15 protein-coding genes are annotated in these 16,947 nt (G+C 66.7%); 12 read left to right on the forward strand and 3 right to left on the reverse strand.

Going from position 1 to position 16,947, the window contains the following annotated elements:
* Nucleotides 1-5: 5 nt before the first annotated feature.
* Entirely contained in the window at nt 6-3,164 is a 3,159-nt protein-coding gene (gene putA, locus IPG63_06935; GenBank protein MBK6726983.1) for a bifunctional proline dehydrogenase/L-glutamate gamma-semialdehyde dehydrogenase PutA, read from the reverse strand.
* Nucleotides 3,165-3,499: 335 nt separating this feature from the next.
* Between putA and coxB the strand changes: the two genes are divergently transcribed.
* From coxB to IPG63_06955, 4 genes are read left to right on the forward strand one after another with little or no spacing between them, the layout of a single operon-like run.
* A complete protein-coding gene (gene coxB / locus IPG63_06940) occupies nt 3,500-4,387 on the forward strand; it encodes a cytochrome c oxidase subunit II (GenBank protein ID MBK6726984.1) in 888 nt (295 codons plus the stop codon).
* A gap of 24 nt (nt 4,388-4,411) precedes the next feature.
* Entirely contained in the window at nt 4,412-6,055 is a 1,644-nt protein-coding gene (ctaD, locus tag IPG63_06945) for a cytochrome c oxidase subunit I (GenBank protein MBK6726985.1), read from the forward strand.
* Nucleotides 6,056-6,062: 7 nt separating this feature from the next.
* Nucleotides 6,063-6,638 carry a cytochrome c oxidase assembly protein gene (locus tag IPG63_06950; GenBank protein ID MBK6726986.1) on the forward strand — a complete coding sequence of 192 codons (576 nt, stop codon included), beginning with the start codon at nt 6,063-6,065 and terminating at the stop codon, nt 6,636-6,638.
* A 16-nt stretch (nt 6,639-6,654) separates the two neighbouring features.
* Entirely contained in the window at nt 6,655-7,533 is an 879-nt protein-coding gene (locus tag IPG63_06955; protein ID MBK6726987.1) for a cytochrome c oxidase subunit 3, read from the forward strand.
* 8 nt (nt 7,534-7,541) lie between these two features.
* Here the strand turns inward: IPG63_06955 and IPG63_06960 are convergent, their stop codons facing one another.
* Nucleotides 7,542-7,754, reverse strand: a complete 213-nt coding sequence (locus tag IPG63_06960; GenBank protein MBK6726988.1) for a twin transmembrane helix small protein — start codon at nt 7,752-7,754, stop codon at nt 7,542-7,544.
* Nucleotides 7,755-7,820: 66 nt separating this feature from the next.
* Here IPG63_06960 and IPG63_06965 point away from each other — a divergent pair, with 66 nt between their 5' ends.
* From IPG63_06965 to IPG63_07000, 8 genes are all read left to right on the forward strand, one after another.
* Nucleotides 7,821-8,543, forward strand: a complete 723-nt coding sequence (locus IPG63_06965; protein ID MBK6726989.1) for an SURF1 family protein — start codon at nt 7,821-7,823, stop codon at nt 8,541-8,543.
* Entirely contained in the window at nt 8,540-9,085 is a 546-nt protein-coding gene (locus IPG63_06970; protein ID MBK6726990.1) for a hypothetical protein, read from the forward strand. Before IPG63_06965 ends, IPG63_06970 begins: the two co-directional genes overlap by 4 nt.
* Nucleotides 9,086-9,102: 17 nt before the next feature.
* Nucleotides 9,103-10,086 carry a COX15/CtaA family protein gene (locus IPG63_06975; GenBank protein ID MBK6726991.1) on the forward strand — a complete coding sequence of 328 codons (984 nt, stop codon included), beginning with the start codon at nt 9,103-9,105 and terminating at the stop codon, nt 10,084-10,086.
* A gap of 7 nt (nt 10,087-10,093) precedes the next feature.
* A complete protein-coding gene (locus IPG63_06980) occupies nt 10,094-11,017 on the forward strand; it encodes a protoheme IX farnesyltransferase (GenBank protein MBK6726992.1) in 924 nt (307 codons plus the stop codon).
* 63 nt (nt 11,018-11,080) lie between these two features.
* Nucleotides 11,081-13,216, forward strand: coding sequence for a hypothetical protein (locus IPG63_06985; protein ID MBK6726993.1), 2,136 nt, complete (start codon nt 11,081-11,083; stop codon nt 13,214-13,216).
* Between the two features lie 230 nt (nt 13,217-13,446).
* Nucleotides 13,447-13,710 carry a hypothetical protein gene (locus IPG63_06990; GenBank protein MBK6726994.1) on the forward strand — a complete coding sequence of 88 codons (264 nt, stop codon included), beginning with the start codon at nt 13,447-13,449 and terminating at the stop codon, nt 13,708-13,710.
* A 2-nt stretch (nt 13,711-13,712) separates the two neighbouring features.
* Nucleotides 13,713-14,090: a type II toxin-antitoxin system VapC family toxin gene (locus tag IPG63_06995; protein MBK6726995.1), complete on the forward strand. Its 378-nt coding sequence runs from the start codon at nt 13,713-13,715 to the stop codon at nt 14,088-14,090.
* 79 nt (nt 14,091-14,169) lie between these two features.
* Nucleotides 14,170-15,636, forward strand: coding sequence for a rhomboid family intramembrane serine protease (locus IPG63_07000; protein MBK6726996.1), 1,467 nt, complete (start codon nt 14,170-14,172; stop codon nt 15,634-15,636).
* Between the two features lies 1 nt (nt 15,637).
* On the opposite strand, the gene IPG63_07005 is transcribed toward IPG63_07000, so the two are convergent.
* Complete coding sequence (locus IPG63_07005; protein MBK6726997.1) at nt 15,638-16,945, reverse strand: hypothetical protein; 1,308 nt, start codon at nt 16,943-16,945, stop codon at nt 15,638-15,640.
* Between the last annotated feature and the right edge of the window lie 2 nt (nt 16,946-16,947).

Here is a 16,947-nt window from a genome sequence, read left to right on the forward strand (position 1 = left end):
CCGCCTCATTCGCCGAGTGTGAGCAGCGAGGCGTTGCCGCCGGCGGCCGTGGTGTTGATGCTCAAGCTGCGTTCGGTGACGAAACGCGCCAGGTAGTGCGGGCCGCCTGCCTTCGGACCCGTGCCCGAGAGACCTTCGCCGCCGAAAGGTTGCACGCCGACGACCGCGCCGATCTGGTTGCGGTTCACGTAGCAGTTGCCGACGCGGACGTTGCGCGACACCTTGTCGATGGTCGAGTCGATGCGCGAATGGATGCCGAGCGTCAGCCCGTAGCCACTGGCGTTGATCGCCGCGAGCACGGCGTCGAGTTCGGCCGCGGCGTAGCGGATCACGTGCAGGACCGGGCCGAACACCTCTCGCTGCAGTTGCTTGAGGCTCGACAGTTCGTAGGCGCGCGGTGCGAAGAAGCTGCCGTGCCCGGTCTTGGCCGGGTCGAGCGCGAGCTGCTTGATCAGCTTCGCCTCGCGGTCCATGCGCGCGGCATGGGCTTCGAGGATGGCGCGGGCGTCATCGTCGATGACGGGACCGACGTCGGTCGACAGCAGTGCCGGATTGCCGACCACGATTTCGTCCATGGCGCCGGCCAGCATCTGCACGACCTTGTCGGCGATGTCGGCCTGCACGAACAGCACGCGCGCGGCCGAGCACCGCTGCCCGGCAGATCCGAACGCCGAGTGGATCGCGTCCTTGACCAGTTGTTCCGGCAGCGCGGAGGAGTCCGCAATCAACGCGTTCTGGCCACCGGTCTCGGCGATCAGCACGGCGATCGCGGCATCGCGCGCAGCCAGGCTGCGGTTGATCAGGCGCGCGGTTTCGGTGGACCCGGTGAAGGCGACGCCAACCACGCGCGGGTCGCGCGTGAGTGCAGCGCCCACGGTGGCACCATCGCCCGGCAGCAGCTGCAGGATCGCCTCCGGCACGCCGGCTTCGTGCAGCAGCTTCACTGTGGCATGCGCGATCAGGTTGGTCTGCTCGGCCGGTTTGGCGATCACCGCATTGCCGGTGACCAGTGCCGCGACGACCTGGCCCATGAAGATCGCCAGCGGGAAGTTCCACGGGCTGATGCAGACGAAGATGCCGCGGCCATGTAGCGACAGCTGGTTGAGTTCCCCGGTCGGACCCTTGAGCGTTTCCGGCGTGCCCATCATGCGTCGTGCCAGCGCCGCGTAGTAGCGGCAAAAATCGGCGGCCTCGCGCACCTCAGCGACCGCGTCGGGCAGGGTCTTGCCGGCTTCGCGCACGGCGAGCGCCATGAACTCGGCGCGGCGCGATTCGAGCAGGTCGGCAGCGTGTTCCATGATCTTGGCGCGAGCGGCCGCGGGCGTGGCGTCCCAGCTGGCTTGCGCCGCCGCGGCCTGATCCAGCGCCTGTGCCACGCCCTGGGCATCGGCCGGCGTCCAGGTGCCGATCTGCTGGCGGCGATCGGCCGGATTGGTCACCGCCAGCGGCGCCAGCGGCGAGCGGTAACCGGGCACCAGCGGTGCCGCCGACCACGGCCCGGCCGCGGCGTTCATCTGTTCGGCGAGTTGGCGCAGGTCGTTGTCATTCGCGAGATTGATGCCCATGGAGTTCTTCCGTTGGTCGCCGAACAGATTCGCCGGCGTATCGATGCGGGGGTGCTGGATGCTGTGGAATGCAGACACGACTTCGGCCGGGTCCTTGATGATGTCGGTGATCGCCTGCGACTCGTCGACGATGCGGTTGACGAAACTGGTGTTGGCGCCGTTCTCGAGCAGGCGCCGCACCAGGTAGGGCAGCAGGTCTTCGTGCGAACCGACCGGCGCGTAGACGCGGCAGGGGATGCCGAGATTGGCCTCGCCGATCACTTCGGCATAGAGGTCGGCGCCCATGCCGTGCAGGCGCTGGAACTCGAAGGGGCGGCCGTTCGCGAAATGGTGCACGGCGGCGATGGTGTGCGCGTTGTGCGTGGCGAACTGCGGATAAAACAGGTCGCCATGCCCGAACAGTTTGCGCGCGCAGGCGAGATAGGCGACGTCGGTATTGGGCTTGCGCGTCCACACCGGGAAGTCGCGGTGGCCCTCGACCTGGGCGCGCTTGACCTCCGAGTCCCAGTACGCGCCCTTGACCAGACGCACGCACCAGCGGCGGCCGCAGGCGCGCGCCTGCTCGGCGAGCCAGTCGATCACCTGCGGGCAGCGCTTCTGGTAGGCCTGGATCGCCAGCCCGAAGCCGTTCCAGCCTTCGAGCGCGGGGTGACGGAACACCTCCGTGATCACTTCGAGCGAGAGCTCAAGGCGCTCCGCTTCCTCGGCGTCCACGGTCATGCCGATCTTCTGCGCCATCGCCAGCTGCGCCAGTTCGAGCAGCATCGGTGTCAGCTCGGCTTTCACGCGCGCGCGCTTGGCCACTTCGTAGCGCGGATGCAGCGCGGACAGCTTGACCGAGATCGAGGGCGCGTCGATCACGCTGCGGAATGGGCCGCGTGCGCCAATCGCCAGGATCGCGGCACGGTAGGCCTGGAAGTAGCGAGCTGCGTCCGGTCGCGTGAGTGCAGCTTCGCCGAGCATGTCGAAGGAATGGCGATAGTTGCGCCCGTCCTTGTCACGCGAGCGGTCGAGCGCTTCCTCGATGCTGCGTCCGAGCACGAACTGGTGGCCCATGATGCGCATTGCCTGGCGCACCGCGAGGCGCACCACCGGTTCGCCGCTGCGCGCGACCAGGCGCTTGATCGCTCCGAGGAAGTTGCGTTGGGTTTCCTCGGCCAGCGAGACCAGCTTGCCGGTGAGCATCAAGCCCCAGGTGCCGGCATTCACGAACAGCGAGGAACTCTTGCCCAGATGCGAATCCCAGGCGGCATCACCGAGCTTGTCGCGGATCAGCTTGTCGGCGGTTTCGGCATCGGGAATGCGCAGCAGCGCTTCGGCCACGCACATCAACAGCACGCCTTCTTCCGAGGACAGGTCGTATTCGCGCATGAAGCTCTCGACCACGCTCTGCTGCGCGGCTTTGGCGCGCACCCGCAACACCAGCTCACCGGCACGCGCGAGCACCGCGTCACGCTCGTTTGCGGGCAAGGTCGCGGCTTCGAGCAGGGGCGCAAGCGTCTTCGCCTCGTCGTTCGCGTAGGCCGCGGTGACCGCTTGCCAGCTGGCGGTGCCGGGCAGCGGCAGTTCGGCGGCGAGGATGGCGAGGGGCTCGGTCATGGGCGATATCGGCAGCGTGACGGCGCCGCGGGGGCGCGCGAGGGCGCGTAGTGTAGCGAGCTGTCCGGCGGCGGATGCGGACGAATTCGGGCAACCTTCACACCCTCTTCATTGCTGACCCCGATAGTGCGCCCCTATGATGCCGCGCTTGCCGCGCAGCTCTTTCCGCAGCGCTGCCCGCGCTCTTTTGGCCTGATGGCCCGGGGCGGCGGCGGCGCGCCGGCGGGTGCCCGGCTCGGGTGGAAATCGGGGGAGGGATGGAGGCCAGCCGCGTGCGTGGTCCGATCCCGTGATCGATGGATCTGAACTGACGCCGGCGAATCCGGATGGGTGGAATGATGAAGCGAATCAGCACGATATTTCGGCGACTGGCCGCCGCTGCCTTGGCGCTTGTGTTCAGCGCCCCAAGCCTGGCTGCGGTCGAGCGCTGGAAGCTGAACATGACCGCGGGTGCGACCGAAGTGTCGCAGCAGGTCTACGACATCCATATGACCATCTTGTGGATCTGCATCGTCATCGGCGTGCTGGTGTTTGGCGTGATGGCGGTGGCCATGTTCCGTTTCCGCAAGTCCCGCGGCGCGGTCGCCGCAACCTGGTCGCACAACGATAGGGCCGAGGTGGTGCTGACCATCGTGCCGGTTTTGATCCTGGTGGCGATGGCGTGGCCGGCGACCAAGGTGCTGATCAACATGGCCGACACTCGCGATGCCGAGATGACCATTGCGGTCACCGGCTATCAGTGGAAGTGGGGTTATCGCTACGTCGATTCCGGCGTGAGCTTCATCAGCTCGCTCGAGCGCAAGAGCGACGACACGCGCCAGCTCGGCTCCGGCCTCAGCCCGGACCAGGTCAAGTCCTACCTGCTCGACGTCGACCGTCCGCTGGTGATTCCCGCCGACACCAAGGTGCGCTTCGTGATCACCTCCGGCGACGTGATCCATTCCTGGTGGGTGCCGGCGCTCGGCTGGAAGCAGGATGCAATCCCCGGAATCATCAACGACCAGTGGACGCTGGTGAAACAGCCCGGCTTCTATCGCGGCCAGTGCGCCGAACTGTGCGGCAAGGACCATGGCTTCATGCCGATCGTGGTCGAGGTGAAGCCGAAGGCCGAATTCGCGCAGTGGTTGGCCGCCCAGCAGAACCCGGACGCCGCCGCGGCAGCCGCCGCCATCGCCACCACCGCCGAACCGGTCGCAGTTGTTGCTGCGCCGGGCCAGGGCTGAACACGGACCATTTGGAGATCAGTCATGGCACATGACGCGAGCGCGCACCACGACGAGCACGGGCACGACCACAAGCCGCAGGGTTTCGTGAACCGCTGGCTCTACGCGACCAATCACAAAGACATCGGCACGATGTATCTGACGATGGCGCTGGTGATGTTTTTCGTCGGCGGGCTGATGGCGATGGTCATCCGCGGCGAGCTGATGTATCCCGGGCTGCAACTGGTCGAGCCCGAATTCTTCAACCAGATGACCACCATGCACGCGCTGGTGATGATCTTCGGCGCGGTCATGCCGGCCTTCGTCGGGCTGGCCAACTGGATGATCCCGATGATGATCGGCGCGCCCGACATGGCGCTGCCGCGGATGAACAACTGGTCGTTCTGGATCATGCCGTTCGCGTTCACCGTGCTGCTGCTGCCGCTGGCGCTGAAGGTGTTCTTCGGCATCGGTGCCGGCGGCCCGGCCGGCGGCTGGACGCTGTATCCGCCACTGTCGCTGCAAGGCGGCGATTCGGTCGCGTTCACCATCTTCGCGGTGCACATGATGGGCATCAGCTCGATCATGGGCGCGATCAACATCATCGCCACCATCCTCAACATGCGCGCGCCGGGCATGGACCTGCTGAAGATGCCGGTGTTCGTCTGGACCTGGCTGATCACCGCCTTCCTGCTGATCGCGGTGATGCCGGTGCTGGCCGGCGCGGTGACCATGCTGCTCACCGACAAGTTCTTCGGCACCACCTTCTTCTCGGCCAGCGGCGGCGGCGATCCGGTGATGTTCCAGCACATCTTCTGGTTCTTCGGCCACCCCGAGGTCTACATCATGATCCTGCCGGCGTTCGGCGTGGTCTCGGAGATCATCCCGACCTTCGCGCGCAAGCCGCTGTTCGGCTACAAGGCCATGGTCTATGCGATCGCGTCGATCGCGTTCCTGAGCTTCATCGTCTGGGCGCACCACATGTTCACCGTCGGCATCCCGCTCGGCGGCGAACTGTTCTTCATGTACGCGACCATGCTGATCGCGGTGCCGACCGGGATCAAGGTGTTCAACTGGGTGTTCACGATGTGGCGCGGCTCGATGACCTTCGAGACGCCGATGCTGTTCGCGCTCGGCTTCGTCATCATGTTCACCATCGGCGGTTTCTCCGGCCTGATGCTGGCGATCGTGCCGGCCGACTTCCAGTACCACGACACCTATTTCGTGGTTGCGCATTTCCACTACGTGCTGGTCACCGGCGCGGTGTTCTCGATCATGGCCGCGACCTATTTCTGGCTGCCGAAGTGGACCGGGCGCATGTACAACGAGACGCTCGGGAAGTGGCACTTCTGGTTGTCGACTGTGTTCGTGAACCTGCTGTTCTTCCCGCAACACTTCCTCGGCCTGGCCGGCATGCCGCGGCGCATCCCCGACTACAACGTCGCGTTCGCCGACTGGAACCTGGTGTCTTCGATCGGCGGCTTCGGCTTCGGCCTGTCGCAGCTGATCTTCGCCTACATCGTCTGGGATTGCGCTCGCAACAAGTCCCTGGCCAAGGCTACGAACCAGGTGTGGGAAGGCGCGCGCGGTCTGGAATGGTCGTTGCCGTCGCCAGCGCCCTACCACAGCTTCGCGACGCCACCGGTGATCGAGGATCGCATGCTCGCCCACGCCGACGTGGCGCACTGAGTCGGCGATGAGTCACGACTCCTTGCGCCAACGCCACCAGCGCGTGCTGCGCCGGGCACTGCTCGCGACCGCGCTCGCGTTCGGTTTCGGCTTCGCGCTGGCGCCGTTCTACGACGTGTTGTGCGAAAAGGTGTTCGGCATCCGTCCGAGCCAAGTGGCCGGGGAAGTCACCGCTTGCGCGGGCGGCGTGGTCGCCGGGCGCGAACTGCTGGTCGAGTTCGATACCAGCATCAGCCCGGAATTGCCCTGGCGCCTGGATGCCGCGAAGAAGTCGGTCCAGGTGCATCCCTGCGCACCGAGCACGGTGGTGTTCACCGCGACCAATGACGGCCGCATCGCAATGACCGGGCGCGCCATCTTCACCGTCGCGCCCAGCGAGGCCGCCATTCACCTGAGCAAGACCGAGTGCTTCTGCTTCACTGAACAGCGCCTGGAAGCGGGTGAGTCGCGCGAGATGCCGGTGCGCTTCGTGATCGACGATCAGCTGCCCGCTGACGTCAGTCGCCTGACCTTCCGCTATGTATTCAACCCGGTGGAGGCGCCCGTCGAGGAGACGGACAGCGTCGCGCCAACGCACAGCTAACCGAATGGGGACCGCCATGGGCCAGAGCGAATCGCACGATCCGAACCTCTATTACGTCCCGCACGGCAGCCGTTGGCCGATCGTGGCGTCGCTGGCCCTGTTCACGACCATGCTCGGGGCAGCGATGTCGCTGAATCACAGCGCTGGCGGCAAGGCGCTGCTCATCGCCGGCGTGCTGGCCCTGGTCGGCATGCTGTTCGGCTGGTTTGGCGACGTGATCCGCGAGTCGATCCAGGGCTTCTACAACCGCCAGGTCGACATCAGCTTCCGCATGGGCATGATCTGGTTCATCTTCTCCGAGGTGATGTTCTTCGCCGCCTTCTTTGGCGCGCTGTTCTACGCGCGCATGTTCTCGGTGCCGTGGCTCGGCGGCGACGGCGACGGCGCGCTCACGCACGAATACCTGTGGCAGGGCTACAGTGCGGCGTGGCCGACCAATGGACCGCTCAAGGTCGGGGGCGCGTTCGAGACCATCGGCGCCTGGGGCCTGCCGTTCCTGAATACGCTGCTGCTGCTGAGTTCGGGACTCACCGTCACCGTTGCGCACCACGCGCTGCGCGCGGGCGCACGCGGGCGTCTTCTCGTCTTCCTCGGCGCCACCGTGCTGCTGGGCGCCGCGTTCCTGTACTTCCAGGCGACCGAGTACTACCACGCCTACCACACGCTCGGACTGACCCTTGGTTCCGGCATCTACGGCAGCACCTTCTTCATGCTCACCGGCTTCCACGGCCTGCACGTGACGCTCGGAACGGTGATGCTGATGGTGATCTGGGTGCGCTGCGCCAAGGGCCACTTCAGCCGCGACCAGCACTTCGGCTTCGAGGCCGTGGCTTGGTACTGGCATTTCGTCGACGTGGTCTGGCTCGGCCTGTTCCTGTTCGTCTACATTCTGTAGCCGATCGCTCAGCGCACGGCGATGCCGTGCGGGGCGATCCAGCCCATCCAGATGCCGATGCCGATCAGCGCGAACAACGCCGCCGAGATCAGAATGCGGCGCGTCAGCGCGTCGACAGTACGGTCGCTCGCACCCTTGTCGGTCAGCATGTAGTAGAGGCCGGCGCCGAGGTTGTAGACGATCGCCAGGAACACCAGCACGATGAACAGGTTCTGTCCCATGACTCCGGACCAGGCGGCAGCAACCGCCGCTGCGGGCGCGCAGTATACGGCGCGGCTTGCGGGCTGATGTCTGTGTTTCGTCAAACATGGCTGCGCTGGTCGTTGTTGCTCGCCGCCGAGTGTCTGTTCCTGGGTGCGGCGACCTGGCAATGGCAGCGTGCGCAGCTGAAGGACCGGCGCGATCGCGAGTTCGCCGCAGCGCTCGCGGAGGGCGAACATGCGCCGCACCACGAGTTCGCGGGACTGCGAAACCTGGGCGAGGACTTCAGTGCGGCGCGCCTGCGCGGCCGCCTTCGGCTCGACCGGCTCGTGCTGCACGACAATCGCATGCGCGACGGTCAGTACGGCGTGGAGGTCTACGCGCCGCTCGCGATCGAGGGTGGCTACGTGCTGGTGGATCTGGGCTGGCTCGCGGCCGATCGTTCGCGGCGCTCGCCGCCGGTGTTGCCGCCGATCGACGTCGACTTCGAGGCTGCCGGACTGGTCGCGCCGGCGCCGGCGATCGGTTTGCTGGGTGGTCGCGGTGGTGCCACCGAATCGGGTCGGCCCGACTTGCGCCTGTCGATCGACCCGGCGGCGATTGCCGCGGAGTCGCGACTGCAGCCGATGCTCGATCACGTATTCTGGCCAGCCCCGGAGGCAGGTTCTCCGTTCCGTCGCGACTGGCGCCCGGGCGGCATCGACGGCGACCGTCACCGCGGTTATGCGCTGCAGTGGGCAAGCTTCGCGGTCGTTGCCCTGCTGCTGTTCCTGATCCTGTCCATTCGCCGCGAGGAAGTTCGCCGATGACCGATGTCCGCAAGGGTCGCCGCATGCTGGTGCTGATCGCGCTGGTCTTTGCCGCGCCGATCCTGATTGCGAGCCTGCTCGCTTTTTCCGGTTGGATGCCGGCCGGCCGGCGCAACTACGGCGAACTGGTCGATCCGCCGCAGCGTCTGCAGTCCGCCGCGACCACGGCCGCGGGCAACGCCTTCGAGTGGGCCACGCCGCAGTGGCACTGGACCCTGGTCGTGGCCGTTCCCGAGCGTTGTGACGAGCCTTGCAGCGCCCGGCTCGACCAGGTCGGCAACCTGCGCATCTCGCTCGGGCGGCATGCCGGCAAGTTGCGCATCGCGACGGATCGCGCGCTGCCCGCGCCGGGGGTGCTCAGCAGTGCCGCGGGCGTTTATCATCTCGCGCAGTTGCCGCAGCCATTGCGTGACCGCTTGCTCCCCGCCCAGGCCGACTTCACCCTGGCCCTGGTCGACCCGGGCGGTTACCTGATGCTGCGCTACCCCGAACACGCCGACCTCAAGCAAGTGCGCAAGGACCTCGGCAAGCTGATCCGTTGATTCCAGAGAGAACCCCGATGATTTCCCCCCTGTTCCGCCGTCTGGCGTGGTTTGCCGTTGTGCTCGTGTTCGGCGTGATCCTGCTCGGCGCCTATACGCGCCTGTCCCATGCCGGTCTCGGTTGCCCCGACTGGCCCGGTTGCTATGGCGAGGTCACCTGGCCGCAGCACGAGGCGGAGGTCGCGGCCGCGAATGCCGCGCACCCGGATCGACCGGTCGAGGTGCACAAGGCCTGGAAGGAGATGGTGCACCGCTATTTCGCCGGGCTGCTGATGCTGACCACGTTCGTGCTCGCGGCGCTCGCCTGGCGCAATCGCGCGCACCTGCCGCAACCGCGGCGTGCGGTGGTGTTCGCGGCCGCGTTCATCCTGTTTCAGGCCGCGCTCGGCATGTGGACGGTGACCTGGAAGCTGAAGCCGATCGTGGTCATGGGGCATCTGCTCGGCGGGCTCGCAACCATGGCGCTGCTGTCGTGGACGGCATTGCGCGCGAGCGGCGTGCACGGCGAGGCGACGCTCAAGCGCGCGACCCTGGTGGTGGCGATCGCGCTGGTCTCGTTCCAGATCGCGCTCGGCGGCTGGACCAGCGCCAACTACGCCGCGCTCGCCTGCGGCATCGACTATCCGCAGTGTCTCGGCGCGTGGTGGCCGCGCACCGACTTCGCCGAGGGTTTCGTGCGCTGGCGTGGCATCGGTGTCGACTACGAGGGCGGCGTGCTCGACGGCCCCTCGCGCGCCGCGATCCACCTCGCACATCGTTGGTTTGCGGTGCTCGTGGCCGGGCATGTGCTGATGCTCGCCGTGCGCGCCATCCGCCTGCCGCGCCTGGCCGTGCACGGCTGGGCGATCGCCGCACTGCTGCTGTTGCAGATCACGCTCGGCATCCTCAACGTCAAGTTGGCGCTGCCGCTGCACGTCGCCACCACGCACAACGGCGTGGCCGCGCTGCTGCTGTTCGCGCTGGTGGCGCTGCTCGCGCGCACCACGCCAGCGCCACGCTGATTCCGGCATGACGCTGCACCGCCAGTTCGCGCAGTTCTGGGCGCTGACCAAGCCGAACGTGGTCGCGCTGATCGTGTTCACCGCGGTGGTCGGCATGTTCTTGGCGGTGCCGGCCCTGCCGCCGGCGCGCGAGGCGATCGTCGGTGCCGTGGGCATCTGGCTGGCCGCGGCTTCCGCGGCGGCGATCAACCACCTGCTCGACGCGCGCATCGACGCGGTGATGGCGCGCACCGCGCACCGGCCGCTGCCGAGCGGACAGCTGCAGCCGCGTCAGGTGCTGTGGTTCGCACTCGCCATCGGCGCGTTGTCGATGGGGCTGCTGGTCGCGTTCGTCAACGTGCTGACCGCGGTGCTTACCTTTTGCGCATTGATCGGCTACGCGGTGATCTACACCCGCTACCTGAAGCGTGCGACGCCGCAGAACATCGTGCTCGGTGGCGCCGCCGGTGCGGCGCCGCCGGTGCTCGGCTGGGCCGCGGTCACCGGCGAGGTGCATGCCTATGCGCTGCTGCTGTTCCTGATCATCTTCATCTGGACGCCACCGCATTTCTGGGCGCTCGCGATCTACCGCCGCGAGGACTACGCGCGCGCCGCGGTGCCGATGCTGCCGATCACCCACGGCGTCGAATACACGCGCTGGAACGTGCTCGCCTACACCATCCTGCTGGTGCTGGTGACGCTGCTGCCCTGGCTCACCGGCATGGCCGGCCTGATCTACCTCGGCGGCGCGCTCGTGCTCGGCACCGGTTTCCTCTACTACGCCGTCCGCCTGATGAACCCTCCGAACGAACAGTTCGCGATGGAAACCTTCCGCTACTCGATCATCTACCTGATGGTCCTGTTCGCCTTCCTGCTCGCCGACCACTACCTCGCCGAGCCGCTGCCGATGGCAGCGTCGGCCCCGGTCCTGCGCGTCGAGCCGATGCGCTGAATCGATGTCCGCTGCCGTTGCCCGGCTACGGAGGAGGGGGCATCCAGTGAGCGGAGCCCTGTCATGCGTCATCCCCAAACCTTCCTGCTGTCGATGCTTGGCCTGTGCTGCGGGCTGGTGCCGGCGGCGCAGGCGGCCAACTGGGTGTGGCCCGATCTCAACATCATCCTGCCTGGGCCCTGCGCCGGCACGCTGCAGGCCTGCGTCAACAACGCGGCGAATGGCGACACGATCCTGATCGGCAACGACAGCTTCCTGACGCCGGACCGCTACACCGGCATCAGCGGCGATCTCGCGATCACCAAGTCGCGGCTGCTGGCACCGATGCCCGGCATTGACGCCGTGTTCGAGGGCGGCAGCATCGTTGTGTTCACACCGGCCGGAGTGAGTGGCGACGTGACGCTGCGCGGTCTGGTGCTGCGTGGTGGCCGCATTCAGGTCGAGGAGCGAGGATCGAGCAGCGCGATCATCACGCTCGACCAGTTGCGCCAGTACGAACCGCCCGCGGGACAGTGCGCGATCGACTTCCGCACCACCGTGGCGACGACGGTGACGCCCCGCTTCATCGTCGGCAACAGCTGGGTCCAGATGACCGAGTCCGGTGGCAGCGGACGCAGCGGCATCTGCGTGTATTCCCATGCGCAGACCTACCAGGCCGAGGTTTATGGCAATCTGATCGACACGCGCCGCTCGGCATCGGTCGCGGCCATCGAGATGGCCGGCGGTATCGCCGCTGGCGCCATCAACCTGCGCCTGCAGCGCAACCGCATCTGGCTCGGCGGCGACAGCGCCGATCGCGGCATCTCGCTCCAGCACAATAACCCGGCAGCACCAGTCACGATCGAGGTGGTCAACAACGTGATCGCCGGTGCGGGTGGCGAGCCGATCTCGGAAAACGCGGCGATTACGATCAAGGAACACAACGCCCAGCTCAGCGTGATCAACAACAGCATCACCGATGGCGGCGTCGGCATCCATGTCGAGCAACTCGGCGTCGGGCCGGTCACCGGCCGTGTCGCCAACAACCTGATCACGCGCCAGTCGGTGAGCGGCCTGCGCTTCTACAGCGTGGCACTGCCCAACGACCACAACCTGCTGCACGACGTCGCTTCAAATGAACTCGGACCCGGTGGCGTGCTCGGGGCCGGCACGCTGACCGGCGCCCCTCTGATCCAGAATGCCGCCTACCCCCGACCGAGCGGAATGTCGCCGGCACTTGGCGCTGGCGACAACTCCGCGCTGCCGGCGTTCGCGGCGTTTGATGCCGATGGCGAGAAGCGCGTCCAGTTCGGGATCGTGGACATCGGCGCGCTGGAGATCTCGCCGGATCGGGGAGCCGTGCACACGGCGACTGCGCTGAACACGATGTTCAACGCCACGAAATTGGCGCATGCAGATTTCAGCACCACGCTACTCGCGGCCGATCGTCTGATCGTGACGCCGCTGCGCGCGGCCGCGGGTGTGAGCGCGGGGATGTTCAACCTCGGGGTCTATCAGGACAACTCGCTGCCGGGACAATGGGCGATCTTCCAGCAGGACCAGACCGACATCGCGCTCGGCCGCCGCTATTCGGTGCTGGTGCCGGTGGTGGCGCATGCGAATCTCGTGCACACCGTGAGTGCCGGAAACATCCCGGGCAGCGCCACCGCCGAAACCGAGATCAACGACCCCGCCCTCAATGGCCAGGCCGCCGCGATCGCCGTGGTTACCGCGAACTGGAATCCGCCAAGCGCTCCGGGCGGCATCTATCACGACCACCCGATCACGCTGGTCTACCGTGGCACCCGCTGGCGCATCCGCAACGACAATGGCGCGTCGATGAACGGCGCGATCGGCGCCGCATTCAACGTTGCCGTCGCGCCGCTGTTTTCGCCCAATGCCTTCATGGCCGAGATCGGCGCCTATGGCGGTTTCGAGATTCCGCTCGCGCACCCGCTGCTCGACGACAACCCGTGTGCTGCGCCGATCGCTTCGCGCCGGGTCGAACTCGGCGACGGCGCGCTCACGCTGAACCCGGCTCCGTACGCGCTCGAATACCGCGAGCCGCTCAACGCCAACGACATCGGCCGCTGGTTCATCGTCGCCGAGGACGCGATCGGCTTCAGCGCACACAACGCCTTCAACGTCATCGTCGAAGGCGCCCAGGCGAACCGCTGTCTCGCCCGCAGCGACGCGCTGTTTGCCGACGGGTTCGACTGAGCGCGCTTCACTTGCGGCGGCGCTTTGCGTAGCCTCGCCGCATGTTGATCCTTCCGCTGCACAAGAAGCCGACGCTGGCGACCTTTCCTCGGTTCAGCGTATTGCTGACTTTGGTCACCGGGTTTGTGAGCCTGTGCAGTTGTCCGTACCGGCGCAGTCGCCTTGGGCGGCAGCGATGACCTGCGGACGGGTGGAGTAGAATCTCCACGCGCCAGATTGTGGAGCAACAAATGAATGCCATCGTGATCGAACACGTTCCAGTAGCGGAGTTGCCCGCCGCGTGGCGCGAGAAATTGATGGAGGCGAAATCGGCTCATGTGACGGTGCGCATTGAAGCCGAGATGCAACCAGTTGCAGCGACCCAAGGCACCGTGGCGGCTGATCCAGCTTTCGGCATGTGGCGTGATCGCGACGACATGGCCGACGTGGCGGCCCACATGCGTGAACTGCGCGGGCCGCGCTACCGTCGCGATGGTCATCGAAACACCCCTTGATGATGCTCGTCGACACCGATGTGCTGATCTGGCACTTGCGTGGATATCCGCAAGCGAAGCAACGCTTGGATCAATTGGATGCACCTGCAATTTCTGCCATGAGCTATTTCGAACTCCTGCAGGGGATGCGCAACAAGGCTGAGATATCTGCGCTCAAGGACATGTTGCTGCTCAGAAATGCGGCGATCCTGCCGATCAGCGAAGCGATCTCGCGTCGCGCTGGCGATTTGATGGAGTCGCTGACGCTGAGCCATGGCCTGCAAGCCGGCGATGCGCTGGTCGCGGCAACGGCGCTTGAGCATCGGCTGCCGCTGTTGACCGGCAATCTGAAGCACTTCACTGCAGTCGCGCAACTCCGCGTTGAACCGTTCGCCGTTTGATTCCGGATTTTCCGGCAGTGCGGAATCATGTGAATGCCCCCGGCTTCACTTGCGGCGGCGCTTTGCGTAGCCTCGCCGCATGTTGATCCTTCCGCTGCACAAGAAGCCGACGCTGGCGACCTTTCCCTGGGTCACCTTGCTGTTGTTGCTGACCAACGTGTTCGTCTACTTCGGTCTGCAGCAGCCGGACCAGGCTCGTCAGGATCGCGCGCTCGAGGCCTACGCCAACAGCCGGCTCGCGGCGATCGAGCTGCCGCACTATCGCGACTACGTCGAGCACACGCCGTCGATTCCCTGGCGCGAACGCTGGCGGCAGTTGCCGGTGGAAGTGCAGGCGCAGGTGCTGGCGCTGCAGATCCAGCAGGACGAGGATTTTCTCGCCGAATTGCGCGCCGGGCGGGTGATTGCCCCGGGCGATGCCGACTACGACGAGTGGAGTCCGTTGCGCCAGCGTCTGGATGCGCAGTGGCGGGCCTCGTTCACCGAGCGCCATCTGCTGCGTCAGTCGGAGCTCGATCCGGCACGTCTGTTCAGCTCGATGTTCCTGCATGGCGACGGCGGTCATCTGCTCGGCAACATGGTGTTCCTGGCGATCCTGGGCCTGGTCGTCGAGCCGGTGCTCGGTGCCGGCGGTTTCCTGTTGCTGTACCTGCTCGCCGGCATCGGCGGTGGGCTGTTTTCGCTCGGTTGGCGCTGGGGCGAGAGCGGCGGAATGCTCGGTGCCTCCGGGGCCATCGCCGGCTTGATGGGCGCCTACGCGGTGCTTTGGGGGCAACGACGGGTGCGGCTGTTCTACTGGTTCTTCGTGTTCTTCGACTACACCCGCGTGCGCGCGCTGTGGCTGCTGCCGTTGTGGTTCGGCTGGGAGTTCCTGCAATTGCTGCTGACGCCGGATGCCGGCATCGGCTTCGACGCGCATGCCGGCGGCATCCTCGCTGGCGCCGCGCTCGCGTTCGTCGCGACTCGGCTCGGGCGCGTCAATCACGCTTACCTGGACGAGGACGAAACCCGTGATCGTCGCGCCGAGGAACTGGCCGCGGGCCTGGTTGAACTCGGCAAGCTGCAGCTGGCCGCGGCGCGAACCCGCTTCGACGCGCTGATGCAGGCGCACCCGCGCGACCCGGACGTGATCGAGCCGTGGCTGCGCAGCTGGCTGTTCGCCAAGGATCGCCCGGAAGCCGCGGCCGCGGTGGCGCATGCGCTCGGCTGGCATGCACGCAGCCGTGCCGATGCCGAACGCCAGCACCGCTGGTTCGGCGAAGCCGCGCGCAGCTACGCGCCGCAGCCACCGCTGCCGGCCGAGGCGTTGATCGCGCTGGCCGCGCGTTGGCAGGGCCCCGGCCTGCTGGCCGAGGCGCAGCAAGTGCTGGCCGTGGTCGAGGCCGCCCTGCCGCAGCACCCGCTGCTCGCCGGCGCGTGGTTTCGTCTCGCGCTTGCGCACCAGGAACGCCGCGACGACGCTGCCACGCAACGCCTGCTCGCGCACCTGCGTGCCCGCCATCCGAACTCGCCCGAAGCGGGCAAGGCGCGGCTGCTGCTCGGTTGATTCAGCTGCTTGCGGGAACGCGTTTCGTGGTCGCTGCGAGTGTCGCCAGCAGCGCCAGTTGTGCGTCGATCTCGGGCATCAGCGCGTCGTCCGGACGCAGTGCCTTGAGCTGCGTGAGCAGGGCCCGGGCCTGGTCTTCACGGTGCAGCTTGTCGGTGAGCAGTTTGGCCGCGAACAGATAGTTGCGCGCAATGTCCGGGTGCTTCGGCCAGCGCTGGTGAAAGCCCGCGATCAGCTTCAGCGCCAGCGGATGCAAGCCGAGCTGCGAAGCGCGCTGCGCCAGGCGATGGATGTCGTCGGCGATGTCGGCGCGGAACTCGGCATCGAGCGCGAACGCTTCCTGCAGGATCTCGAACGCGCGCTTCACGTTGTCCTGCGCCAGCAGCACCTGCACGTAGCCTTGGGCGTGGCGGAGCAGTTCCGCGGAGTCCTGCTTCGCCTTGAGCAGCTTGCGATAGTGCTCGTGCAGCGGCACGGTGCCGCCGCGCGTGGCGATGTGCGTGCGCATGGCCTGGGCGGCCTCGTCGGCCCGGCCATCCTGCACCATGGCCTCGGTGGCATCGATCAGCGGCTGGTCGGGGTCGGCGTGGCGGCTCGCGAGCTTGGCGGGCACGTCGTTGCGCTTCACTTCGTGGCCGACGCGGTCTGCATACTGCAGCACCAGGTAACCCATCAGGTGGAAGGTCGAAACCAGCACGTAGTGGGTCAGGAACCACGACAGCAGGAAGCCGATGATGGTGGGCAGGTAGGGCAGCGCGATCGATTGCGCGTTGGCGGCGCTGAGCTGGTACAGGCCGGCGAGCAGCGCGACCGCGAAATAGGGCCAGCCGAATGCCGCCATCAGCTCGATCCAACTCTTCGGGTTCAGCGCCGCCCACAGATTGTTGGTCATCGCCAGCGTGATCGTCGCGCCCGGGAACGCGAGCACCACCAGCGCCGCCCAGGCCAAGGCGGCGGCGCCACCGAGCAGGACGCCGAAGCCGAAGCTGCCCGCGACCAGCATGATCCACAGCAAGATTTGCAGCTTGACCTGGTCCCAGGCCTGCGAGTCGCTGACGCTCGGGTTGAACTCGGGCGCGTCGAGTCGCCCGTGCGCGGTCTGCACCAGCACCTCGACTGCATATTTCAGGATCCCCATCCACAGGAAGGCCGACACGATCAAGCCGGCAATTCCGCCCAGGGCCAGATCCGCCAGGCGCAGCGCGGTGAACAGCAGCACGTGTAGCAACGCACCCGACTGCAGCGGATAGCGCGAGATCGGGCCGAGGCGCTGCCAGAAGGGGACGACGTGGGGCGTGGGGGTGCTCATGG

The organism is Lysobacterales bacterium (assembly GCA_016703225.1).
GTDB lineage: Bacteria > Pseudomonadota > Gammaproteobacteria > Xanthomonadales > Ahniellaceae > JADKHK01.